Raw genomic sequence first — 18724 nt, forward strand, 5'->3', positions numbered from 1 at the left:
GGCTCAGCTAAAGAGACGCCGCGCCAGCACCGAGCCTGCCGACAGGTCGCGGCCGTCAAGCTGGTCGTACAGCAGTTCCAGATCCGCGGCAATCGGGTCCATGGCCATGGCGGGCAGGGGTTGGCCGTTCTGGTCGCACAGCACGCCGTCCATGGCCTCGCACAGGGCGGCGGCCACCTCGCGCAGGCGGGCAAAGGGTTGCTCGCTGCGGTGCACCTGGGCGACATCCAGGCTCAGGGTGATGTCGCGGATGGCGGACTGGTCGGGGTCTTCGGCCAACGCGGCCTGCGTGTCGTAGCCCAGCGTCAACACGGGCGGCAGGCCCGGGGCACTGGCGGGCCGCACCAGCCTGCCGGGCATGGCGCCCACCACAAAGCCCACGCGCGCGGCATTTTGCTGCACGTAGCCGGGGCTCCAGGCCGCATGGCGGGCGCGCAGCATGAAAGACAGTTGCGCATCGTGGTCGCTGGCGAACTGATCGAGTTCGCGGGCGCGGGCCACTTCCTGCAGCATGTCGGGAAAATCGGGCGCCGCATTGATGGCGTCGGCAAACGCCTGGGCCTTGACCACAAACTCCGAAAACTCGATCTCGTTGAGCGCGCCCGTGCGGTTGGCCAACTGCACGCCGGCCTGAAAGCTTTGGTAGCGCTGGCCGGGCGCGGGGGTCTCCCACTGCTGCGTCACCTCGTTGAAACCCTCGATGGCAAAGGGCTTGCTGCCCGCGCGGCGCGTGGGCGGCAGCGCCGCCAGTGCGGCGTCGCCCGACACCGATTGCTCGGGCTGCAGCGTGGCGATGATGTCGATCAGCGGGTCCAGCCCCAGACGGCGCTCGTGCAGCAAAGGCGGCACGGGCAGCTCCATGGCATCGTCGGCATCCACCGTGTGGCTGGCGGGCTCGGGGCCGCGGTCCAGGCCGTGAAAGGCTCCGCCATCCACGGGCTCGGCTACATCGGTATCGAACGCGGGTTCCTGGCGCAGCGCGGGCTCGGCAGTGCGCTCGGGCTCTTGCGGCACGGCGCGCTTGGGCGCGTTGCGGCGCGAGGTCCAGGTGTTGTAGGCCACGATCAGGGCCAGCACCAGGCCGCCGATGATGGCCAGACTCAGTTGCAATGTGCTCATAAAAAATATTCTTGGCTATCCGTTGCGTTGCACACGCCCAGCCGCGCTTGAAACTGGCGCGGCCCATGCCAGGGACGCCGAACAAGGGCCGCCCCGCAGCGAGGGCGTCGTCCCCTTGAGGGGAAGGCGCGAAGCGACTCAGGGGTGCTCATAGTTCCGCCATCGACAAGGCAGACTCCATATCGACAGCCACGATGCGCGAGACGCCCTGCTCCTGCATGGTCACGCCAATCAGTTGCTCGGCCATTTCCATGGCGATCTTGTTGTGGCTGATGAACAGGAACTGGGTTTCTTTGCTCATGCTGGAGACCAGCTTGGCATAACGCTCGGTGTTGGCGTCGTCCAGCGGCGCATCCACCTCATCGAGCAGGCAAAACGGCGCGGGGTTGAGCTGGAAGATGGCAAACACCAGCGCAATGGCCGTGAGCGCCTTTTCGCCGCCCGACAGCAGGTGGATGGTCTGGTTCTTCTTGCCCGGTGGCTGCGCCATCACCTGCACGCCCGAGTCCAGAATCTCGTCGCCGGTGATGATGAGCTTGGCCTGCCCGCCGCCGAACAGCTCGGGGAACATGCGGCCAAAGTGCGCGTTGACGGTATCGAAGGTGCCCGAGAGCAGCTGGCGCGTCTCGCCGTCGATCTTGCGGATCGCGTCTTCCAGCGTGTTCATGGCCTCGGTCAGGTCGGCGGTTTGCGCATCGAGGAACACCTTGCGTTCGCTGGCGAGCTTGAGTTCATCCAGTGCGGCCAGGTTGACGGCGCCCAGGGCGGCAATCTCGCGGTGCAGGCGGTCGATTTCGGCCTGCAGGCCGCCCACGCGCACATTGCCGTCGGCGATCGACTGGGCCACGGCTTCGAGGTCGGCCTGGGCGTCGGTGAGCAGCTTGGTGTATTGCTCCAGGCCCAGGCGCGCTGCCTGTTCCTTGAGCTGGAACTCGGTGATGCGGGCGCGCAGCGGGTCGAGCGCGCGTTCGAGCTGCATGCGGCGCTCGTCGCTGGCGCGCAGCTTGGCGGTGAGGTCGTCGTATTCACTGCGTTGGGCGGCCAGGGCTTTCTCGCGCTCCATCTTCGCCTCCAGCGCCTGCTGCAGGCCGCCCTGCGCCGCAGCGTCGGACAGGCGGGCCAGCTCGTCGCGAGCACGCTGTTGTTCGTCAGCCAGTGCGGTGGCCTGCTGGGTGGCGGTTTCGATGGAGCGAGACAGCTCGCCCCGGCGTGCCTCCAAGCTGCGCTGTGAGAACGTGGCCTCTTGCGCCTGGCGCTCCAGCGTGCGCTGCTGCTCGCGGCAGGCGGTGAGCTTGCGCTCGGCTTCGATCACGCGGTCGCCCAGTTGGGCCTCGCGCTCCTGGCTGTCGGCCAGCTGCATATCGAGTTCTTCAAAGCGTGCCTCAGCGGCCACGCGGCGCTCCTGCAGGTCGGCCAGCTGCGCCTCCACCTCGGCCAGGTCGGCGTCGATTTGCTCGCTGCGCGCGCGGGTCTGCTCGGCCAGCTGGGTCAGGCGCAGGGTCTCGACCTGCAGCTCATGGGCGCGGCTTTGCGTTTCGGTCGCTTCGCGTCGTGCTGCCACCAGGCGCTGCGAGGCGTCGGCGTAGGCAGACTCTGCACGGACCAGGGCGGTGCGCGATTCTTCGGCGATCAGGGCCTGGGCGCGCAGCTCTTTTTCGAGGTGCTCGATCTCCTGCGCGCGGGCGAGCAGGCCGGATTGTTCGGAGTCTTGTGCGTAAAAACTCACGCTGTGGGCGCTGACGGCGTGGCCTGTGGGCACAAACACCACTTCGCCAGGCTGCAGCGTGCTGCGGCGGGCGAGCGCGTCATCGAGCGTGGGCGCGGTATAGCAGCCCTGCAACCAGTCAATCAACACGGCGCGCAGGCCGGCATCCTGAAGGCGCAGCAGGTCCGACAGGCGGGCGTGGGGTGACGATGGCTCGGGGTGTCCCGCAGCGGGGGCGCTGTAGAAGGCCAGGCGCGCGGGCGGTGCGTCGTTGCCGCCAGAGCCCAGGAAGCCGCGCACCATGTCCAGGCGCCCTACTTCGAGCGCGCCCAGGCGCTCGCGCAGTGCGGCTTCCAGGGCGTTTTCCCAACCGGGTTCGATGTGGATGCGGCTCCACAGGCCTTGCAGTCCGTCCAGGCCATGTTTGGCCAGCCAAGGGCGCAGCTTGCCGTCGGTCTTGACCTTTTCCTGCAGCGCCTTGAGCGCCTCCATGCGCGCCGACAGGTCAGCCTGGCGCGCGCTCTCGCTGTTGACGGCCTGCTGGCGGGCGCGGCGGTCGTCGTCGAGCTGGGGCACCGATTCCTGCAGCTCGTGCAGGCGGGCCTCGGTGGTTTCGGCAATTTCTTGCGCTTCTTCAAGCTGCTCGCGCAGGTTGTTCAGCCGGGCTTCATCGGGCGCGGCCAGGGCGTTGCGGTCGGTGCGCAGGCGCTCGAAGCGGGCATCGAGCTGGCGGCTTTGCTCGTCAAAACTGCGCTGCTCGGCGGCCAGCACGCCGATCTGCTGCTGCACCTGCACCACGCTGCTGCGCTGCTCTGCCGTGCGGCTTTGGGCCTGGCGCAGGGCTTCTTCCAGATCAGGCATTTGCATGGCCTGCTCTTCGACCTGGGCGGCCAGCATCTCGGCGCGCTCTTCGGCGTCCACCCCGGCACCGGCCAGGTTTTCCAGCTCGATATCGGCCTCTTCCTTGCGGGTCTGCCACTGGGTGATCTGCTCGGCCAGCGTGACCAGGCGCTGCTCCACGCGCTGGCGGCCTTCCACCACGTAGCGGATCTCGGCTTCGAGCTTGCCGACCTCGGCCGTGGCTTCGTAGAGCTTGCCCTGGGCCTGGTTCACCTGATCACCCGCGGCGTAATGGGCCTGGCGGATGGTTTCAAGGTCGGACTCGACCGCGCGCAGGTCGGCCATACGCGATTCGAGGTCGTTCACGGCCTGCAGGCCATCCAGGCGCACCTTGGCCTGCTGCTCCTCAGCGTCGGCGCGCTTCAGAAACCACTGCTGGTGCTGCTTGAGCGTGGCGTCGGCCTGCAGCGTGTTGTATCTGGCGGCCACCTCGGCCTGTTTTTCGAGCTTTTCGAGGTTGGCGTTGAGCTCGCGCAGGATGTCTTCTACGCGGGTGAGGTTCTCGCGCGTGTCCGACAGGCGGTTTTCGGTCTCGCGGCGGCGCTCTTTGTATTTGGAGACACCGGCGGCTTCTTCGAGGAACAGGCGCAGTTCTTCGGGGCGGCTTTCAATGATGCGGCTGATGGTGCCCTGTCCAATGATGGCGTAGGCGCGTGGGCCCAGGCCCGTGCCCAGAAACACGTCCTGCACGTCGCGGCGGCGCACGGGCTGGTTGTTCAGGTAATAGCTGCTGGTGCCGTCGCGCGTGAGCACGCGGCGCACCGCCACCTCGCCATACTGGCCCCACTGGCCACCCGCGCGGTGGTCGGAGTTGTCGAACACCAGCTCCACGCTGGCGCGGCTGGCTTGCTTGCGCGTGGTGGTGCCGCTGAAGATCACGTCCTGCATCGACTCGCCGCGCAGCTCGCTGGCCTTGCTCTCGCCCAGCACCCAGCGCACTGCGTCCATGATGTTGGACTTGCCGCAGCCGTTCGGGCCCACCACGCCGACCAGTTGCCCGGGCAGCATGAAATTGGTGGGCTCAGCGAACGACTTGAAGCCGGAAAGCTTGATCGAGGTAAGACGCACGGGTCAGAGGTGAAGGCAAATAAGAGGAAGTAGCCAGGGAATAACCGGGGCCACACGCATCCACGGGGAAAACCCGCAGGCTGGCGCCGGACCGGAATGATACCGCGCCGACCGGCCGCTCCCTGGCCCGTGGGCCACCTGCCGGGTACCGGCGCAGCCCCTCTGTGGAATATTGGGTAAAAATGGCCTCTAGCGCTTATTCAGCAAGCGCTAGCAGCTATCAAAATTGATAAACAGATGCTGCATCGCGCAGCCCCCGGCGCTGATTTGCCTGCGCCCGGGCTGCGGCGGGCGCAGGCCCAGCGGCCTCCTCGCCATCAGTGGGCAGTGTTGGTGCGCTGCACCAGCGCTTCAAACTCGGCCACGGGCACGGGCGGGCTCAGCAGATAACCCTGCCAGGCGTGGCAATGGTTGCGGGCCAGAAACTCGCGCTGCGCCTCGGTTTCCACCCCCTCGGCGATCACGCGCAGGCCCAGGCTGGTGGCCAGCGCCACCACGGTGCGGGCAATGGCCGCGTCGTTGGGGTCGGTAAGCACGTCGCGCACAAAGCTCTGGTCGATCTTGAGCTGATCAAGCGGCAGGCGCTTGAGGTAGGCCAGCGACGAATACCCCGTGCCAAAGTCGTCCAGCGAAAACCCCAGCCCGTAAGCGCGCAGCTGGCCCATCTTCTCGATGGTGTCCTCTACATCCTCCAGCAACAGCCCTTCGGTCAATTCGAGCTTGAGGCGGTGCCCGTCGGCACCCGCGCCCGCCAGCGCCGCCAGCACCTGGGGCACGAAACCGGCCTGGTGAAACTGGCGCGGGCTCACATTGACGGCCAGGCTCAGCGCGGCCAGGCCGGGCTGCTGCGCCCACAGCGCCAGGCGCTCGCAGGCCGACTTGAGCACCCATTCACCCAGCGGCAGGATCAGGCCCGACTCTTCGGCCAGCGGAATGAACTGGGCCGGCGAGATAAAGCCGTTGCTTGGGTGGCGCCAGCGCAGCAGCGCCTCAGCGCCGGTGATGCGGCCATGCTCGATCTGCGGCTGGTAATACAGCTCGAACTGGCTCTGGGCCAGCCCGGCGCGCATGTCCAGCTCCATGGCGGCCCGCGCGCTCACGGCGGCCTGCATCTGCGGGTCGTAAAAACGCAAGGTGTCGCGCCCCGCCGACTTGGCCTGGTACATGGCCAGGTCGGTGCGCTGAAGCAGCTCGTCCACGGTTTCGCGCAGGCCACTGAAGACGGTGATGCCCATGCTCAGCGAGCTGTGGTGGGCCTCGCCATCCACCTCGTAGGGCGCGCGCAAGGCCGACAGGATCTTCTGGCCGGTTTCCTCGCTGCGCGCGGCCGCCTCTTCGGGGTTGTCGCCCAGGTCTTCCAGCACCACCACAAATTCATCGCCACCCTGGCGGGCCACCGTGTCGTCCTCATGCACGCAGTCGCGCAGCCGCTTGGCCACCTGCAGCAGCAGGGCATCGCCACGCTCGTGGCCCCGGGTTTCATTGAGGGTCTTGAAGTTGTCGAGGTCCAGCAGCAGCAAGGCGCCGCTGCGCTGGTGCCTGGCGCTGGTGGCCAGCGCCTGCTGCAGCCGGTCCCGCAGCAGGCGGCGATTGGGCAGGTGGGTGAGCGGGTCGTAGAAGGCCAGGTAGCGGATTTCCTCTTCGTCGGCCTTGCGCTGGCTGAGATCCACCAGGGTGAAAAGGTGGCCGCCGTCCACGATGACACCGGCAATTTCCACGGTGCGCTGCTGGCCGTCCTTGCAGTGGATGGTGTATTCACCCGAGGCAATGGTGCCGTCGCCTTCGATGGCCTTGGCGCGCGCTGCCATCCAGGTAGTGCGGGCTTGCTCGCGGTATTGCACGTCGGGGTACACCGTGGGCCACCAGTCTTCGCCCCTGGGAATGTCGTCTTCGGTGTAGCCGCAGATCTGCACAAACTGGTCGTTGCGAAACTTCATGAGCCCGTCTGCCTGCACCAGGCACACACCCACCGGCAGGCGCTGCAAAATGCCGCGCAGGCGCAGCTCGCTGCCGCGCAGGCTGTCTTCCATCTGCTTGCGTTCGGTGATGTCCTGCACCACGGCGATGTGAAAGCCGGGCGGCTCGCCCGGCGCCCACATCGAAGACACGGTGAGGTCCACCCACAGGGTGTGGCCATCCTGATGGAAATAGCGCTTTTCCATGTGGTACTCGGATATTTCGCCGGCTTTCAGGCGCTCCAGGCGGGCCAGGTCCACCACCAGGTCTTCGGGGTGGCTGATGCTCTGAAAATCGGTCTTGCACATCTGCGCCACCGAGTAGCCGACGATGTCGGCATATTTTTGATTGACGCGCACAAACCGCCCGGTCTGCGTGTCGATTTGCGCCATTCCCACGGCCGCCTGCCGGAACACGGCGCTGAGACGATCTTCGCTCTGGCGGCGCGCATCGTCGGACGATTGCGCTTGCGCCAGGGCCAGCGCACGCTGGCGCCCCAGCAACACCACCATAGCCGCCAGCAGCGCTGAAAAAAGCGTCCCCGTCAGGGCGACCAGCGCCGGCAGGCGCCGCTCGGAGGGCGAGAGGTAGTCCTTGGCGGGAAAGAAACTCAGGCGCCAGCGGCGGTCGTGCACCTGGATATCCACCTCGTGCAGCGTTGCCGAGGCCAGTGGCACACCTGTCAGCGCCAGCAGGGGAAGCCCCTTTTGGTCGTTGTCGCCACCACCGTCCAGGGCACCGGCCTCGCCATCGCCCGGGACATGCACCGCGCCACGGTCGGCAATCGACACGGCGATGCCATCCATATAACCGAGCGCGCGCAGACTTCCCACCAGGTCATGCACCCGGATGGTGGAGGCCACCGCACCCACAAAAGGCGGTGTCCCGCCCGGCTGGGCCGCGCCAAAAACGGGCGCCCGCAGCACAAAGGCCGTGCGGTGTTCTTTTTCTTGCAGCAGATCGAAAGGGGCAGACACCACCGTCTTCCCACTGTCGCGGCTGTAGTGCATGGCCGCCAGATTGGCGGGCTGGACACTGATGTCCAGGCCCAGCAGGCCCCTGCTGCCTTCCTCGGGCCACAGGTACTCCACCACAAAATACTCGGGGCGCGCCCCCGCGGGGTGAATGGCAAAATCAGGCAGCCCCTGTGGGTTGACCGACGTGTCGGCCCGCACGCGTGCCTCGAACGCGGTGCGCTGGTCGGCCGTTACATAGCGAACGAAAGCCAGGTTGCGCACCCCGGGGTAGCGCTGGCGCACATCCAGTTCGCGGGCGGCACGCTCAAACTCGGCGCGGCTGAGCACGGGGTTGACCATGAACAGGCTGCGCAGGCCATTGACGATTTCGGTGTGTGTGGCCATGCGCTGGGCCAAGGCGTCCGAAAATGCACGCGCTTCCTGCAGAAAACGGGCCTCGGAGATCGTTGCCACCGACCGCGCCTGCTGCTGTGCCAGCCACAATGTTGTCAAAAGCCCCGCAATGGCAACGGCAAAACCGAGCAGCCAATGCCGGTGGCGGAGCGGGTTACCAGTGAATACCATCAAAATTTGAAGCGTTGCAGTGTGACAGGCAGGTGATGGAGCGCCAAAAACCCAAGGAAACCGGCCCCGAGAATAGCGGCAATTTCTGGCCCGCCCTTGCTGCAGTGGCACAAAGCAACGCGCAAGGCATTGTCTGCACACCCCGCATGGCAACCCCACGCCCATTCGTGCGCAGGCACAATGGGTCCGTCACTCGCACCCCACAGCGCCCCATGCCTGCTTTTCATCCGGTCTGCCGGAATTTTTTGTCTCTGCGATGAAGACCCTTGCCCCCCCGAACATCGTGGACCTGCTGCTCGACGCCATATGCATCGTCAAGGCCGACAGTTCCATCGTGTATGTCAGTCCGGCATTCGAGCGAATCTTTGGCTATGCCCCCGAAGAGGTCATTGGCAGGCGCATGCTGGACATGTTGCACCCGGAAGATCGCCCCGCCACCCAGAGCCAGGCAGAACGCGTGACCGAAGGCCAGCTCCAGCTGCATTTCGAGAACCGCTATGTGCGCAAGGATGGGCAGATCGTCCATATCCGCTGGACGGCACGCTGGGTAGACGACCAGCAGGTGCGCCTGGCGGTGGCACACGACATCACCGAACGCAAGCACACCGAATCGCTGCAGGCGGCCATCTATTCCATCTCGGAGGCCGCGCAGGCGGCAGAAGACCTGGTTTCGCTGTTTGCGCACATCCACCAAACCATCGGCACGCTGCTGCCTGCCTCCAATTTCTCGGTGGCGCTGCACGACCACCTGACCGACACGGTCAGCTTTCCGTACCACGTGAACGAGCGCCATCCGCCCCCCGCAACCCGCCCACTGGATGCAGATGCCCTGTGCTCGCACGTCATCCGCAACGGGCAGACGCTGCTGCTCACCCCCGACACCCTGCCCCCCTCGGCGCCGCACATGGCAGCTGCCCCCCGGCCGCTTTACTGGCTGGGTGTTCCGCTGCACACCCAGGCGGGCGTGATGGGCGCGCTGGTGCTGCAAGGCTACTCCGAGGAGGCGCGTTACTCGCATCGGGACAAAGAGCTGCTGCAGTTCGTCTCGACCCAGGTGGCGTCCGCCATAGAGCGCACCCAGATGCGCAATCGACTGCAGCAGATGGCGCAGTACGACCAGCTTACGCACCTGCCCAACCGCCAGCTGTTTCTCGACCGCCTGAAAACCGCGCTGACCCGGGCGCAACGCGACCAGACCCTGCTGTCGCTGCTGTTTGTGGACCTGGACCGCTTCAAGCAGGTGAACGACACACTCGGCCACGCAATGGGAGACTTGCTGCTGCAGCGCGTGGCGCAGCGCCTGCTGGAATGCGTGCGTGCCTCGGACACGGTGGCGCGCCTGGGCGGCGACGAGTTCGTCTTGCTGGTCGAAAGCGGCCATGCGGTCGAACATGCCACAGCGGTGGCAGAAAAAATCCTGGCCGCCTTCAACCAACCTTTTGATCTGGATGGCAACCAGGTCCCCATGTGGCCCAGCATCGGCATTTCCATCTACCCGGACCACGGCAGCGACGAAAGCCTGCTGCTCAGCCATGCCGACACAGCGATGTACCAGTCCAAGAAAAGCGGCGGCAACCAGGTGCGCATCGCCGACCCCACCGGTCGGACCGGCATGGCGCCGCAGGACCCGTCGCAGCCTGATACGCCCCACTGACAGGCTCTGGATATCTTGCTGCGGCGCAGTGGTGGCAAAAGTGGCAGTAGTGGCAGCAACGAAAGTTCCCCAGCAACGTCGCAATGCCCCCACGGCTTGAGGGCCCGGCGCAGCGCACCCATGCTGCGCGGACGGCAAATCCCGTATTTTCGGCCTTTCCCTACCCTTCGCGAGCCCTGCAACATGCTTTATGCCAGCCTGAAACTGATTCACCTTTTGTCCATCGTCGTCTGGGTCGGCGGCATGGTGTTTGCCCACTTTTTCCTGCGCCCCGCCACCCAGGCGCTGGAGCCCGCAGTGCGCGTGCGGCTCATGCACGACGTGCTTGAGCGCTTCTTTGCCGCCGTGCTGGTGGCCGTGGTGCTGATGCTGGCCAGCGGCGTGTGGATGATCGGCAACTTCGCACGCCAGGTCGTGCAATCGGGTGGCAGCTTTGCCATGCCGCTGGGCTGGACTGTGATGGCCACGCTCGGCCTGGTGATGGTGGCCATCTTCGGCCACATCCGCTTCGCCCTGTACAAACGCCTGCAACGCGCCGTCGCCGCCACCGACTGGCCCACTGGCGGCAAAGCGCTGATCGGCATCCGCACCTGGGTGGGCATCAACCTCGCTCTGGGCGTGCTCACGGTGGCGGTGGCACTGCTGATGTAATCAGCCCTCTTACTGGCCCTCTTGCCAGTCCTGCCACCTGCCCCGTTCCAGCCCGATTGCCACACGCAGCCCTGCCCGCCAAGGCCGCGCCATGCAGGCTGTCGGCAATGGCTGACACAACGGCAAGCCATGCACCTGCGTGCCCCGGCCCGCAGTTCGAGAAGAATGCAGTGATTCACCCTCACCAGGAAACACCATGTCACTTTCGCTGATTCTTCTTATCGTCCTGATCCTCATTCTGGTCGGTGCCTTGCCCACCTGGGGCCACAGCCGCTCATGGGGCTACGGGCCCAGCGGCGGCCTGGGTCTGGTGGTGCTGATTTTGGTGGTGTTGCTGCTCATGGGCAAAATCTGAAGCACGCCAAAGCGGCCTGAAGGCACACGCCACCCGGGCGGGCTACACGCTTGCCCAAGGCGTGCAGCAACCCCGTCGCCCAAAGCCGTCCGCCCGTCTTTTCGCTCGGGCCTGGCCTGGCCCACTTCGGGCCGGGCCTTTTGTTGTTGGGGTCGCGCTCAGCAGCTCTTGGGTTGAAGCAGATTAAAAATCAAATGAAATATGGCGTTAGCCCTTATGGGATAAGCGCGAGCAGCTATTGATTAAATAGTGTTTATCTGCGGCAACAGCAGCCCTTGCTTGGCCGCCACAGCCTCACGCAAGAAGGCCCAGGTGGCCTGCATTCGGGCCACATGCTTGTTGTCGCCGGGCATGGACATCCAGAACGTGCGCTGAAACCGCGCCACGCCCGGCAACACCGGTATCAGCGCCGGGTCTTGCGCTGCCACGAACGCAGGCAACACCGCCAGCCCCGCCCCAGCCCGCGCCGCCTCGTACTGCGCCAGGATGCTGGTGCTGCGCAGCGCAAAGTGTGCGGGGCGGTGCAGCTCATCCAGAATCTGCAGCTCTTTGCTGAACAGCAGGTCGTCCACATAGCTGATGAAGGTGTGGCCACGCAGGTCGTCGGCCGTGCAGATGGGGGCGTGGCGCTCCAGGTAGCTGCGCGCACCGTAGAGCTGCAACACGTAGTCGGTCAGCTTGACCACCAGCACCGCACCGCGCGCCGGGCGCTCCAGCGAGATGACGATGTCGGCCTCGCGCCGCGACAGGTGCACCAGGCGCGGCAGTGCCAGCAGGTCTACCACCAGCCCGGGGTGGCTTAGCGCAAAGCGCGCCAGTTGCGGCGCCAGAATCAGGTTGCCAAAACCCTCCGTGGTGCCAATGCGCACCAGGCCGTGCAGGCCCTGGCGCACGCCAGGCGCAGCATTTTCCACGGCCAGAAAGGCGGCTTCCATGGCCTCGACCTGCGGCAGCAGCGCGCGCCCAGCCTCGGTGAGCCGATGGCCGCCCGCCTCGCGCGCAAACAGGGCGGCGCCCACCTGCTTTTCCAGCGCCTGCAGGCGCCGGGCCACGGTGGTGTGGTCCACCGCCAGGCGCCGCGCCGCACCCACCAGCGTGCCGGCACGGGCCAGTTCCAGAAAATAGCGCAGGTTGTCCCAATCCATGGCGGTCTCCGTGCGGCAGCCCAAGGGCCTACCGATCTGCAAATTTGCAAAATACAACCATTCCATTGTCTCTTGCACTGGTACTTTTGCACCAACGCCGTTCATGACGTCAGCAGTCGTTCGCGTGGATGAATCCTCCCGGCGACAACTTGCCGTCAGTCGCCAATTGACGCAAAATGCGCCAATCAGGAGATCCTTATGGCATCCACCCCGTTTGCATCGGTCAAGCTTCCCAACACCCTCGTCGAGCAGGCCCGCCAGGCTGCGCAGCCCATGCGCCGCTCGGTGGCCAGCCAAATTGAATACTGGGCCACGCTGGGCCAGATCGTGGAGCACACCGGCCTGAGCGTGCAAGAAGCACGCTCCGCCATCGAGCAATATGAAGCCGCGCCCCGCGCGCAGGCCACGGCTCCCACCTCGGTGGACGCGCTGACCGCCCGGCTGCTGGCTGCGCAAACCAGCGGCTCGCTGGCCCAGCGCGTGCGCGAAGTGGTGCGTGCAAACCAGACCCACGCAGCCTGAGCACATGGCACGGCCCCACACCGCAGCGCCCCCGCCGCTGTGGTTCCATCTGCTCGCCGGCCCCAATGGCGCGGGCAAGTCCACCCTCTACCGCGCTTTGGTGCGCGAAGGCTTGCTGGGCCCGCCGCTGGAATTCGTGAACGCCGACCTGTACGAGCGCGAATATCTGCAGCACATCGCCAATGCCCAGGAGCGCTCTGAAGCCGCCCGCGCCTGGGCCGACGCGCGCCGCGCACGCCTGCTTGCAGATCGCACGCCGTTTGCAAGTGAAACCGTGTTCTCCCACCCGTCCAAACTGGCATTGATCAAAGAAGCGCAGCGCCACGGCTTTACCGTTGCGCTGTACATCGTGGCGCTGGACGACCCGGCCCGCCTGCTCGACCGTGTGGCGCAGCGCGTGCGCGAAGGCGGCCACCCTGTGACGCCCGAACGCATCCTGGCGCGCTACCCGCGCACCATGGCCCACCTCACGCAGGCCGTGCAATGGGCCGATGCGGCCTACCTTTACGACGCCATGGACGTGACCGAAGGCGGCCCACGCCTGGTGGCCGTTCGCACCGCCAGTGCCACCACGACACTGGCAGCTCGCCTGCCCGCTTGGGCGCAACGCGTGCTGGGTACAGCCGGGACTGAATAGCACCGTAAAAATCCAATAAAAATGCCTTTGGCGCTTACAAATAAGCCGTCTACAGCTATTTTTTCAGGAGCAAATGGGTAAGCCACCACCCGGTGCCACAGCAAAGGCACGGCCGCAGGCAAAAGGTGATGCAGTTGGCCCCGGCCCATGGCGGTCTCCATGCGGCATCCCAGGCGGTCCGAACTGTGCAAATTTGCAAATCTCAGGTGCGTTATTGTCTCTTGTGCAGATAATTTCGCACAGCTACCATGCGTGCAGACGGCAGTGTTGCCGCCCCGTTTTATTCAGGAGACAAACCCCATGGATGCATCCACCGCCGTCAAGGCCCCCACCGTCAAGCTGCTGATCGGCGGCAAGTTCGTCGAATCCAAGACCACCGAATGGCGCGACGTGGTCAACCCCGCCACGCAGCAGGTGCTGGCGCGCGTGCCGTTTGCCACGCAGGACGAGATCAACGCCGCCGTGGCCTCCGCCAAGGAAGCCTTCAAGACTTGGAAGAAGACCCCCATCGGCGCACGCGCCCGCATCTTCCTCAAGCTCCAGCAGCTCATCCGCGAAAACATGGGCGAGCTGGCCGCCATGCTGACGGCCGAACAGGGCAAGACCCTGCCCGACGCCGAAGGCGACGTGTTCCGCGGCCTCGAAGTGGTGGAGCATGCCGCCAGCATCGGCAACCTGCAGCTGGGCGAGCTGGCCAACAACGTGGCTGGCGGCGTGGACACCTACACCCTGCTGCAGCCCCTGGGCGTGTGCGCCGGCATCACCCCGTTCAACTTCCCGGCGATGATTCCGCTGTGGATGTTCCCGATGGCCATTGCCACGGGCAACACGTTTGTGCTCAAGCCTTCCGAACAAGACCCGATGGTCACCATGCGCCTGTGCGAACTGGCGCTGCAGGCCGGCGTGCCGCCCGGCGTGCTGAACGTGATCCACGGCGGCGAAATGGCCGTGAACGCCATCTGCGACCACCCGGACATCAAGGCCGTGTCGTTTGTCGGCTCCACCAAGGTGGGCACGCATGTATACAACCGCGCCACCCTCAACGGCAAGCGCGCGCAGTGCATGATGGGCGCGAAGAACCACGCCATCATCCTGCCCGACGCCAACAAGGAGCAGACCCTCAACGCCATCGCCGGTGCCTCGTTCGGCGCCGCCGGCCAGCGCTGCATGGCCCTGCCCGTGGTGGTGCTGGTGGGTGAAGCGCAGAAGTGGATTCCCGACCTGGTGGCCAAGGCCAAGACGCTCAAGATCAGCGGCGGCACCGAAAAGGGCACCGATGTGGGCCCCGTCATCTCGTGCGCCGCACTGTCACGCATCGAAGGCCTGATCGAGCGCGGCATTGCCGATGGCGCCACGCTGGAACTCGACGGCCGCAAGCCCAACGTGCCCGGCTACGAAAAGGGCAACTTCGTCGGCCCGACCATCTTCAGCGGCGTCAAGCCCGGCATGGCCATCTATGACCAGGAAATCTTCGGCCCCGTGCTGGCCCTGGTAGCAGCCGCCAACCTGGACGAGGCCATCGAGTTCATCAACGCCAACCCCAACGGCAACGGCACGGCCGTGTTCACGCAAAGTGGCGCCGCGGCACGCAAGTTCCAGGAAGAGATCGATGTGGGCCAGGTGGGCATCAACGTGCCCGTGCCCGTGCCCGTGCCGCTGTTCTCGTTCTCCGGCTCGCGCGCTTCCAAGCTGGGCGACCTGGGCCCCTACGGCAAGCAGGTCATCCTGTTCTACACCCAGACCAAGACCGTGACGGCGCGCTGGTTTGACGACAGCACCGCAGGCCAGGGCGTGAACACGACCATCAGCCTGAAATGAAACACCCCCCAGAGGCCCTTCGGGCCTTCCCCCCGCTCTCGCAGCGCTGCGCGCTGCGGGCAGGCGGACGCTCCCGGCGCGGCGGGGCGGCCCTTGCGCGGAAGCCCGGGCCTGGGTTGCCCCCGGTGTATGCGACGCGGGCGGCGCGCAGCGCTAGTGATAGCTGAAATGATGGCGGGCTGTCAGCCGCTGGTCATCGCCGCCCTGCTTGCCTTGCAGGCGGGGGGCGCCTGGGCACAGGCGGGTGCCGCCTGCCGCCCGGGCGGCACCACCGCCGAGGCCAATGCCTGCGCGGTGCAGGATTTTCAGGCGGCAGACACCACGATAGCCGTGCTGTATGCCGACGTGATGCGCGCCCTGTCGGCCCACGAGCGCCCGCAGCTGCGCCAGGAGCACAGCGCCTGGCAGCGCGAACGCATCAGCCGCTGCAAGCAGGCCACGCGCGCCACCGAGCAGCAGCCCGATGGCCCCCGCCTCTACCATGAGTGCCTGACGCGCGAAACGCAGCAACGGCGCCAGGGCATCATGCGCTGGCTGAGCGCCGACACGCCTGCAAAGCCCTGAGAGGCTGAGAGTTTTTCACCCATCCCTTTCGTCGCCAGACCCAGCGAGATTCCCCATGGACTTTGAACTCACCGAAGAACAACGCGCCTTTGCCCAGACCGCACGCGACTTCGCCCTGGCCGAACTGGCCCCCCACGCCGCGCACTGGGATGCCGAGGGCATCTTCCCCAAAGAGGCGATTGCCAAGGCGGGCGAACTGGGCTTTTGCGGCCTGTACGCCCCCGAAGCCGCCGGCGGCCTGGCCCTGCCCCGGCTCGACGCCACGCTGGTGTTCGAAGAAATGGCGGCCGTGGACCCCAGCACCACCGCCTTCATCACCATCCACAACATGGCCACCTGGATGCTCGGCACCTGGGCCCAGCCCGAGGTGCGCGACCACTGGGGCCCGCTGCTCACCACCGGCGAAAAGCTAGCCAGCTACTGCCTGACCGAGCCCGGCGCAGGCTCGGACGCCGCTTCGCTCAAGACGCGCGCCGAACTGGTGGGTAACGAATACGTCATCAACGGCAGCAAGGCCTTCATCAGCGGCGCGGGCGCCACCGATGTGCTGGTGCTCATGGCCCGCACGGGCGATGCGCAATCGGGCGCCGCCGGCATCAGCGCCTTTGCCGTGCCGGCCAACCTGCCCGGCATCCACTACGGCAAGAAAGAAGAAAAAATGGGCTGGAACAGCCAGCCCACGCGCACCATCAGCTTCGACAACGTGCGCATCCCCGCCGACCACCTGCTGGGCCGCGAAGGCGAAGGCTTCAAGATCGCGATGAAAGGCCTGGACGGCGGCCGCATCAACATCGCCACCTGCTCGGTGGGCGCGGCGCAGGGCGCGCTCAACGCGGCGCAGCAGTACATGCACGACCGCAAGCAGTTTGGCAAATCCATCGCGAGCTTTCAGGCCCTGCAGTTCAAGCTGGCCGACATGGCCACCGAACTCGTGGCCGCACGCCAGATGGTGCGCCTGGCCGCCAGCAAGCTCGACGCCGGCGCGCGCGATGCCAGCACCTATTGCGCCATGGCCAAGCGCTTCGCCACCGATGCGGGCTTCAACGTGGTCAACGAGGCCCTGCAACTGCACGGCGGCTACGGCTACATCCGCGAATACCCGCTGGAACGCCTGATGCGCGACGCGCGCGTGCACCAGATCCTCGAAGGCACGAACGAAATCATGCGCGTCATCATTGCGCGGCGCATGCTGGAAGGCGACGCACCGGATGCCATTCGCTAGCTTTTTAATAGCCCTCTGCGCTTATCCATAAACCACCAGCGGCCTATTTCATCTAAAACATGCCCGCCCGCCCCTTCAGCGACGAAACCCTGCACCTGATCGACGCCGTGCGCGCCGCGCTGGCGCAGCGCAGCGATGTGGAGGAACGCACCCTGTTTGGCAGCTACTGCTTTTTTGTGGACGGCAAGCTGTGCATGGGCGTCAAGGGCGACGAACTGCTGGTGCGCCTGCCGCCCGCACGACACGCCGAGTTTCAGGAGATGCAGAACACGCGCGAGCTATCGCCCCAGGGCAAGATGCAGGGCTACTTCTGGATCGAGCCCAACGGCTACGCCACACGGGTGCAGTGGAATTTCTGGCTGCACGAAGCCCTGGCCTACAACCCGCAGGCCAAGGCCACGCCACCGCGCAAACGTGCGGCAGCCGGCCCGCAGCCACCCCCAACGCCGCCCACCCCCAGCGGCAAGCGCCACAGCATTTTTGGCGACGACTCTCTGTAGCTTCAAGAATTTTTAGCCTCTAGCCCTTATCCATAAAGCGTTGGCAGCTATCAAATTCATAACAATTTCCGACCCATCACCCACATCACCACAAGGAGACAACACCATGAAAATCGCATTCATAGGCCTCGGAAACATGGGCGGCCCCATGGCCCTGAACCTGCTCAAGGCAGGCCACGAAATCCAGGCGTTTGACCTGTCAAAACCCGCCTGCGACAAGCTGGCCGCCGACGGCGTGGCCATTGCCGCCAGCGCCAACGCCGCAGTGCAAGGCGCCGAGGCCATCATCACCATGCTGCCCGCCAGCCAGCATGTGGAAGCGCTGTTTTTGGGCAGCAACGGCCAGAGCGGCCTGCTGGCCCACATCGCCAAGGGGGCACTGGTGATCGACAGCTCCACCATCGCCGCCGCCACATCGCAAAAAGTGGCCCAGGCCGCCCAGGCGCAAGGCGTTGACTTCATCGACGCCCCCGTTTCTGGTGGCACCGGTGGAGCCATTGCAGGCACCCTCACCTTCATGGTGGGCGGCACGGCTCCCGCACTGGAACGCGCCCGCCCCCTGCTCGAAAAAATGGGCGCCAACATCTTCCACGCCGGAGCCGTGGGCGCAGGCCAGACCGCCAAGATCTGCAACAACATGCTGCTCGGCATTTTGATGGTGGGCACCAGCGAGGCCATCGCCCTAGGCGTGGCCAACGGCCTCGACCCCAAGGTGCTCTCCGAAATCATGCGCCGCAGCTCGGGCGGCAACTGGGCGCTGGAAAAGTACAACCCCTTCCCCGGCGTGCACGAAAACGCCCCCGCCAGCAAGGGCTACACCGGCGGCTTCGGCACCGACCTGATGCTGAAAGACCTGGGCCTTTCGCAGGAAAACGCCACGGCCGTCAAAGCCAGCACCCCGCTGGGCGGCATGGCCCGCGCCATCTACGCGGCGCACAGCATTGCAGGGCATGGCGGCGAGGATTTCTCGAGCGTGATCAAGATGTTGCAGAAGAAGCAGGCGTAACTGAGTTTTCTGTAAGCCGATCACAATGCGGGTGCTGTAGCATGTAGTTACAGCACCCGTTGTCATTTTTCGACTGCAAATTTTTAGGTTTGCCTAAATAGCGGCAAGCCGCAAAACCCCAGGGAAAACTCGACGTGCACTGTTTTTATCCGACGAGTGTGAGTTGAACTGCAGTCGTCTAATTCTAGTTAGCCTGCGAAAAACCCGCTTTATTTAGTCCCATGTTTTATTCACCGGCGTTTATCTTCTCAAGCGGTTATCTGCTGGGTTTTTGCCGTGTGCCGGGCTTCGCCTTGGGGTGCTGCGCCAGTTTCAAGCGTTTTTGGCCTCTAGCCCTTGTGCAGCAAGCGCTACCAGCTAT

At 65.4% G+C, this 18724-nt stretch carries 14 protein-coding genes; 10 read left to right on the forward strand and 4 right to left on the reverse strand.

The window, feature by feature from the left end; genetic code table 11:
- Positions 1–3 precede the first annotated feature (3 nt).
- From B7Y64_RS08835 to B7Y64_RS08845, 3 genes are all read right to left on the reverse strand, one after another.
- Positions 4–1119 (reverse strand): cell division protein FtsZ, encoded by a 1116-nt coding sequence (locus B7Y64_RS08835; protein WP_291324582.1) that lies wholly within the window; start codon positions 1117–1119, stop codon positions 4–6.
- A 148-nt stretch (positions 1120–1267) separates the two neighbouring features.
- Positions 1268–4792, reverse strand: a complete 3525-nt coding sequence (gene smc / locus B7Y64_RS08840; RefSeq protein ID WP_291324583.1) for a chromosome segregation protein SMC — start codon at positions 4790–4792, stop codon at positions 1268–1270.
- Positions 4793–5109: 317 nt separating this feature from the next.
- On the reverse strand, positions 5110–8289 hold the full coding sequence (locus B7Y64_RS08845; protein ID WP_291324584.1) for an EAL domain-containing protein: 3180 nt from the start codon (positions 8287–8289) through the stop codon (positions 5110–5112).
- A gap of 256 nt (positions 8290–8545) precedes the next feature.
- Between B7Y64_RS08845 and B7Y64_RS08850 the strand changes: the two genes are divergently transcribed.
- The 3 genes from B7Y64_RS08850 to B7Y64_RS08860 all read left to right on the forward strand — a co-directional run bounded on the left by B7Y64_RS08850 (position 8546) and on the right by B7Y64_RS08860 (position 10949).
- Complete coding sequence (locus tag B7Y64_RS08850) at positions 8546–9943, forward strand: GGDEF domain-containing protein (protein ID WP_291324585.1); 1398 nt, start codon at positions 8546–8548, stop codon at positions 9941–9943.
- Positions 9944–10126: 183 nt separating this feature from the next.
- Entirely contained in the window at positions 10127–10594 is a 468-nt protein-coding gene (locus B7Y64_RS08855; protein WP_024815184.1) for a CopD family protein, read from the forward strand.
- Positions 10595–10790: 196 nt separating this feature from the next.
- Positions 10791–10949, forward strand: a complete 159-nt coding sequence (locus tag B7Y64_RS08860) for a DUF3309 family protein (protein ID WP_081739379.1) — start codon at positions 10791–10793, stop codon at positions 10947–10949.
- A gap of 242 nt (positions 10950–11191) precedes the next feature.
- On the opposite strand, the gene B7Y64_RS08865 is transcribed toward B7Y64_RS08860, so the two are convergent.
- Positions 11192–12094, reverse strand: a complete 903-nt coding sequence (locus B7Y64_RS08865; protein WP_291324586.1) for a LysR family transcriptional regulator — start codon at positions 12092–12094, stop codon at positions 11192–11194.
- 198 nt (positions 12095–12292) lie between these two features.
- Here B7Y64_RS08865 and B7Y64_RS08870 point away from each other — a divergent pair, with 198 nt between their 5' ends.
- The 7 genes from B7Y64_RS08870 (at position 12293) to mmsB (ending at position 18363) form a co-directional block, all read left to right on the forward strand.
- Positions 12293–12616, forward strand: a complete 324-nt coding sequence (locus B7Y64_RS08870; RefSeq protein ID WP_111867357.1) for a hypothetical protein — start codon at positions 12293–12295, stop codon at positions 12614–12616.
- A 4-nt stretch (positions 12617–12620) separates the two neighbouring features.
- The gene (locus B7Y64_RS08875; protein WP_291324587.1) at positions 12621–13253 is read left to right on the forward strand and encodes an AAA family ATPase; all 633 of its coding nucleotides are present in this window, start codon (positions 12621–12623) and stop codon (positions 13251–13253) included.
- 300 nt (positions 13254–13553) lie between these two features.
- Complete coding sequence (locus tag B7Y64_RS08880; RefSeq protein WP_291324588.1) at positions 13554–15071, forward strand: CoA-acylating methylmalonate-semialdehyde dehydrogenase; 1518 nt, start codon at positions 13554–13556, stop codon at positions 15069–15071.
- Positions 15072–15242: 171 nt separating this feature from the next.
- Positions 15243–15635 (forward strand): lysozyme inhibitor LprI family protein, encoded by a 393-nt coding sequence (locus tag B7Y64_RS08885; RefSeq protein WP_291324592.1) that lies wholly within the window; start codon positions 15243–15245, stop codon positions 15633–15635.
- Positions 15636–15690: 55 nt separating this feature from the next.
- Positions 15691–16857, forward strand: coding sequence for an acyl-CoA dehydrogenase family protein (locus B7Y64_RS08890; RefSeq protein WP_291324589.1), 1167 nt, complete (start codon positions 15691–15693; stop codon positions 16855–16857).
- Between the two features lie 59 nt (positions 16858–16916).
- The gene (locus B7Y64_RS08895) at positions 16917–17357 is read left to right on the forward strand and encodes a TfoX/Sxy family protein (protein WP_291324590.1); all 441 of its coding nucleotides are present in this window, start codon (positions 16917–16919) and stop codon (positions 17355–17357) included.
- A gap of 106 nt (positions 17358–17463) precedes the next feature.
- Entirely contained in the window at positions 17464–18363 is a 900-nt protein-coding gene (gene mmsB, locus B7Y64_RS08900) for a 3-hydroxyisobutyrate dehydrogenase (RefSeq protein WP_291324591.1), read from the forward strand.
- The last annotated feature ends 361 nt before the right edge of the window (positions 18364–18724 follow it).

Source organism: Acidovorax sp. 35-64-16, assembly GCF_002281195.1.
Classification (GTDB): Bacteria; Pseudomonadota; Gammaproteobacteria; order Burkholderiales; family Burkholderiaceae_C; genus Acidovorax; species Acidovorax defluvii.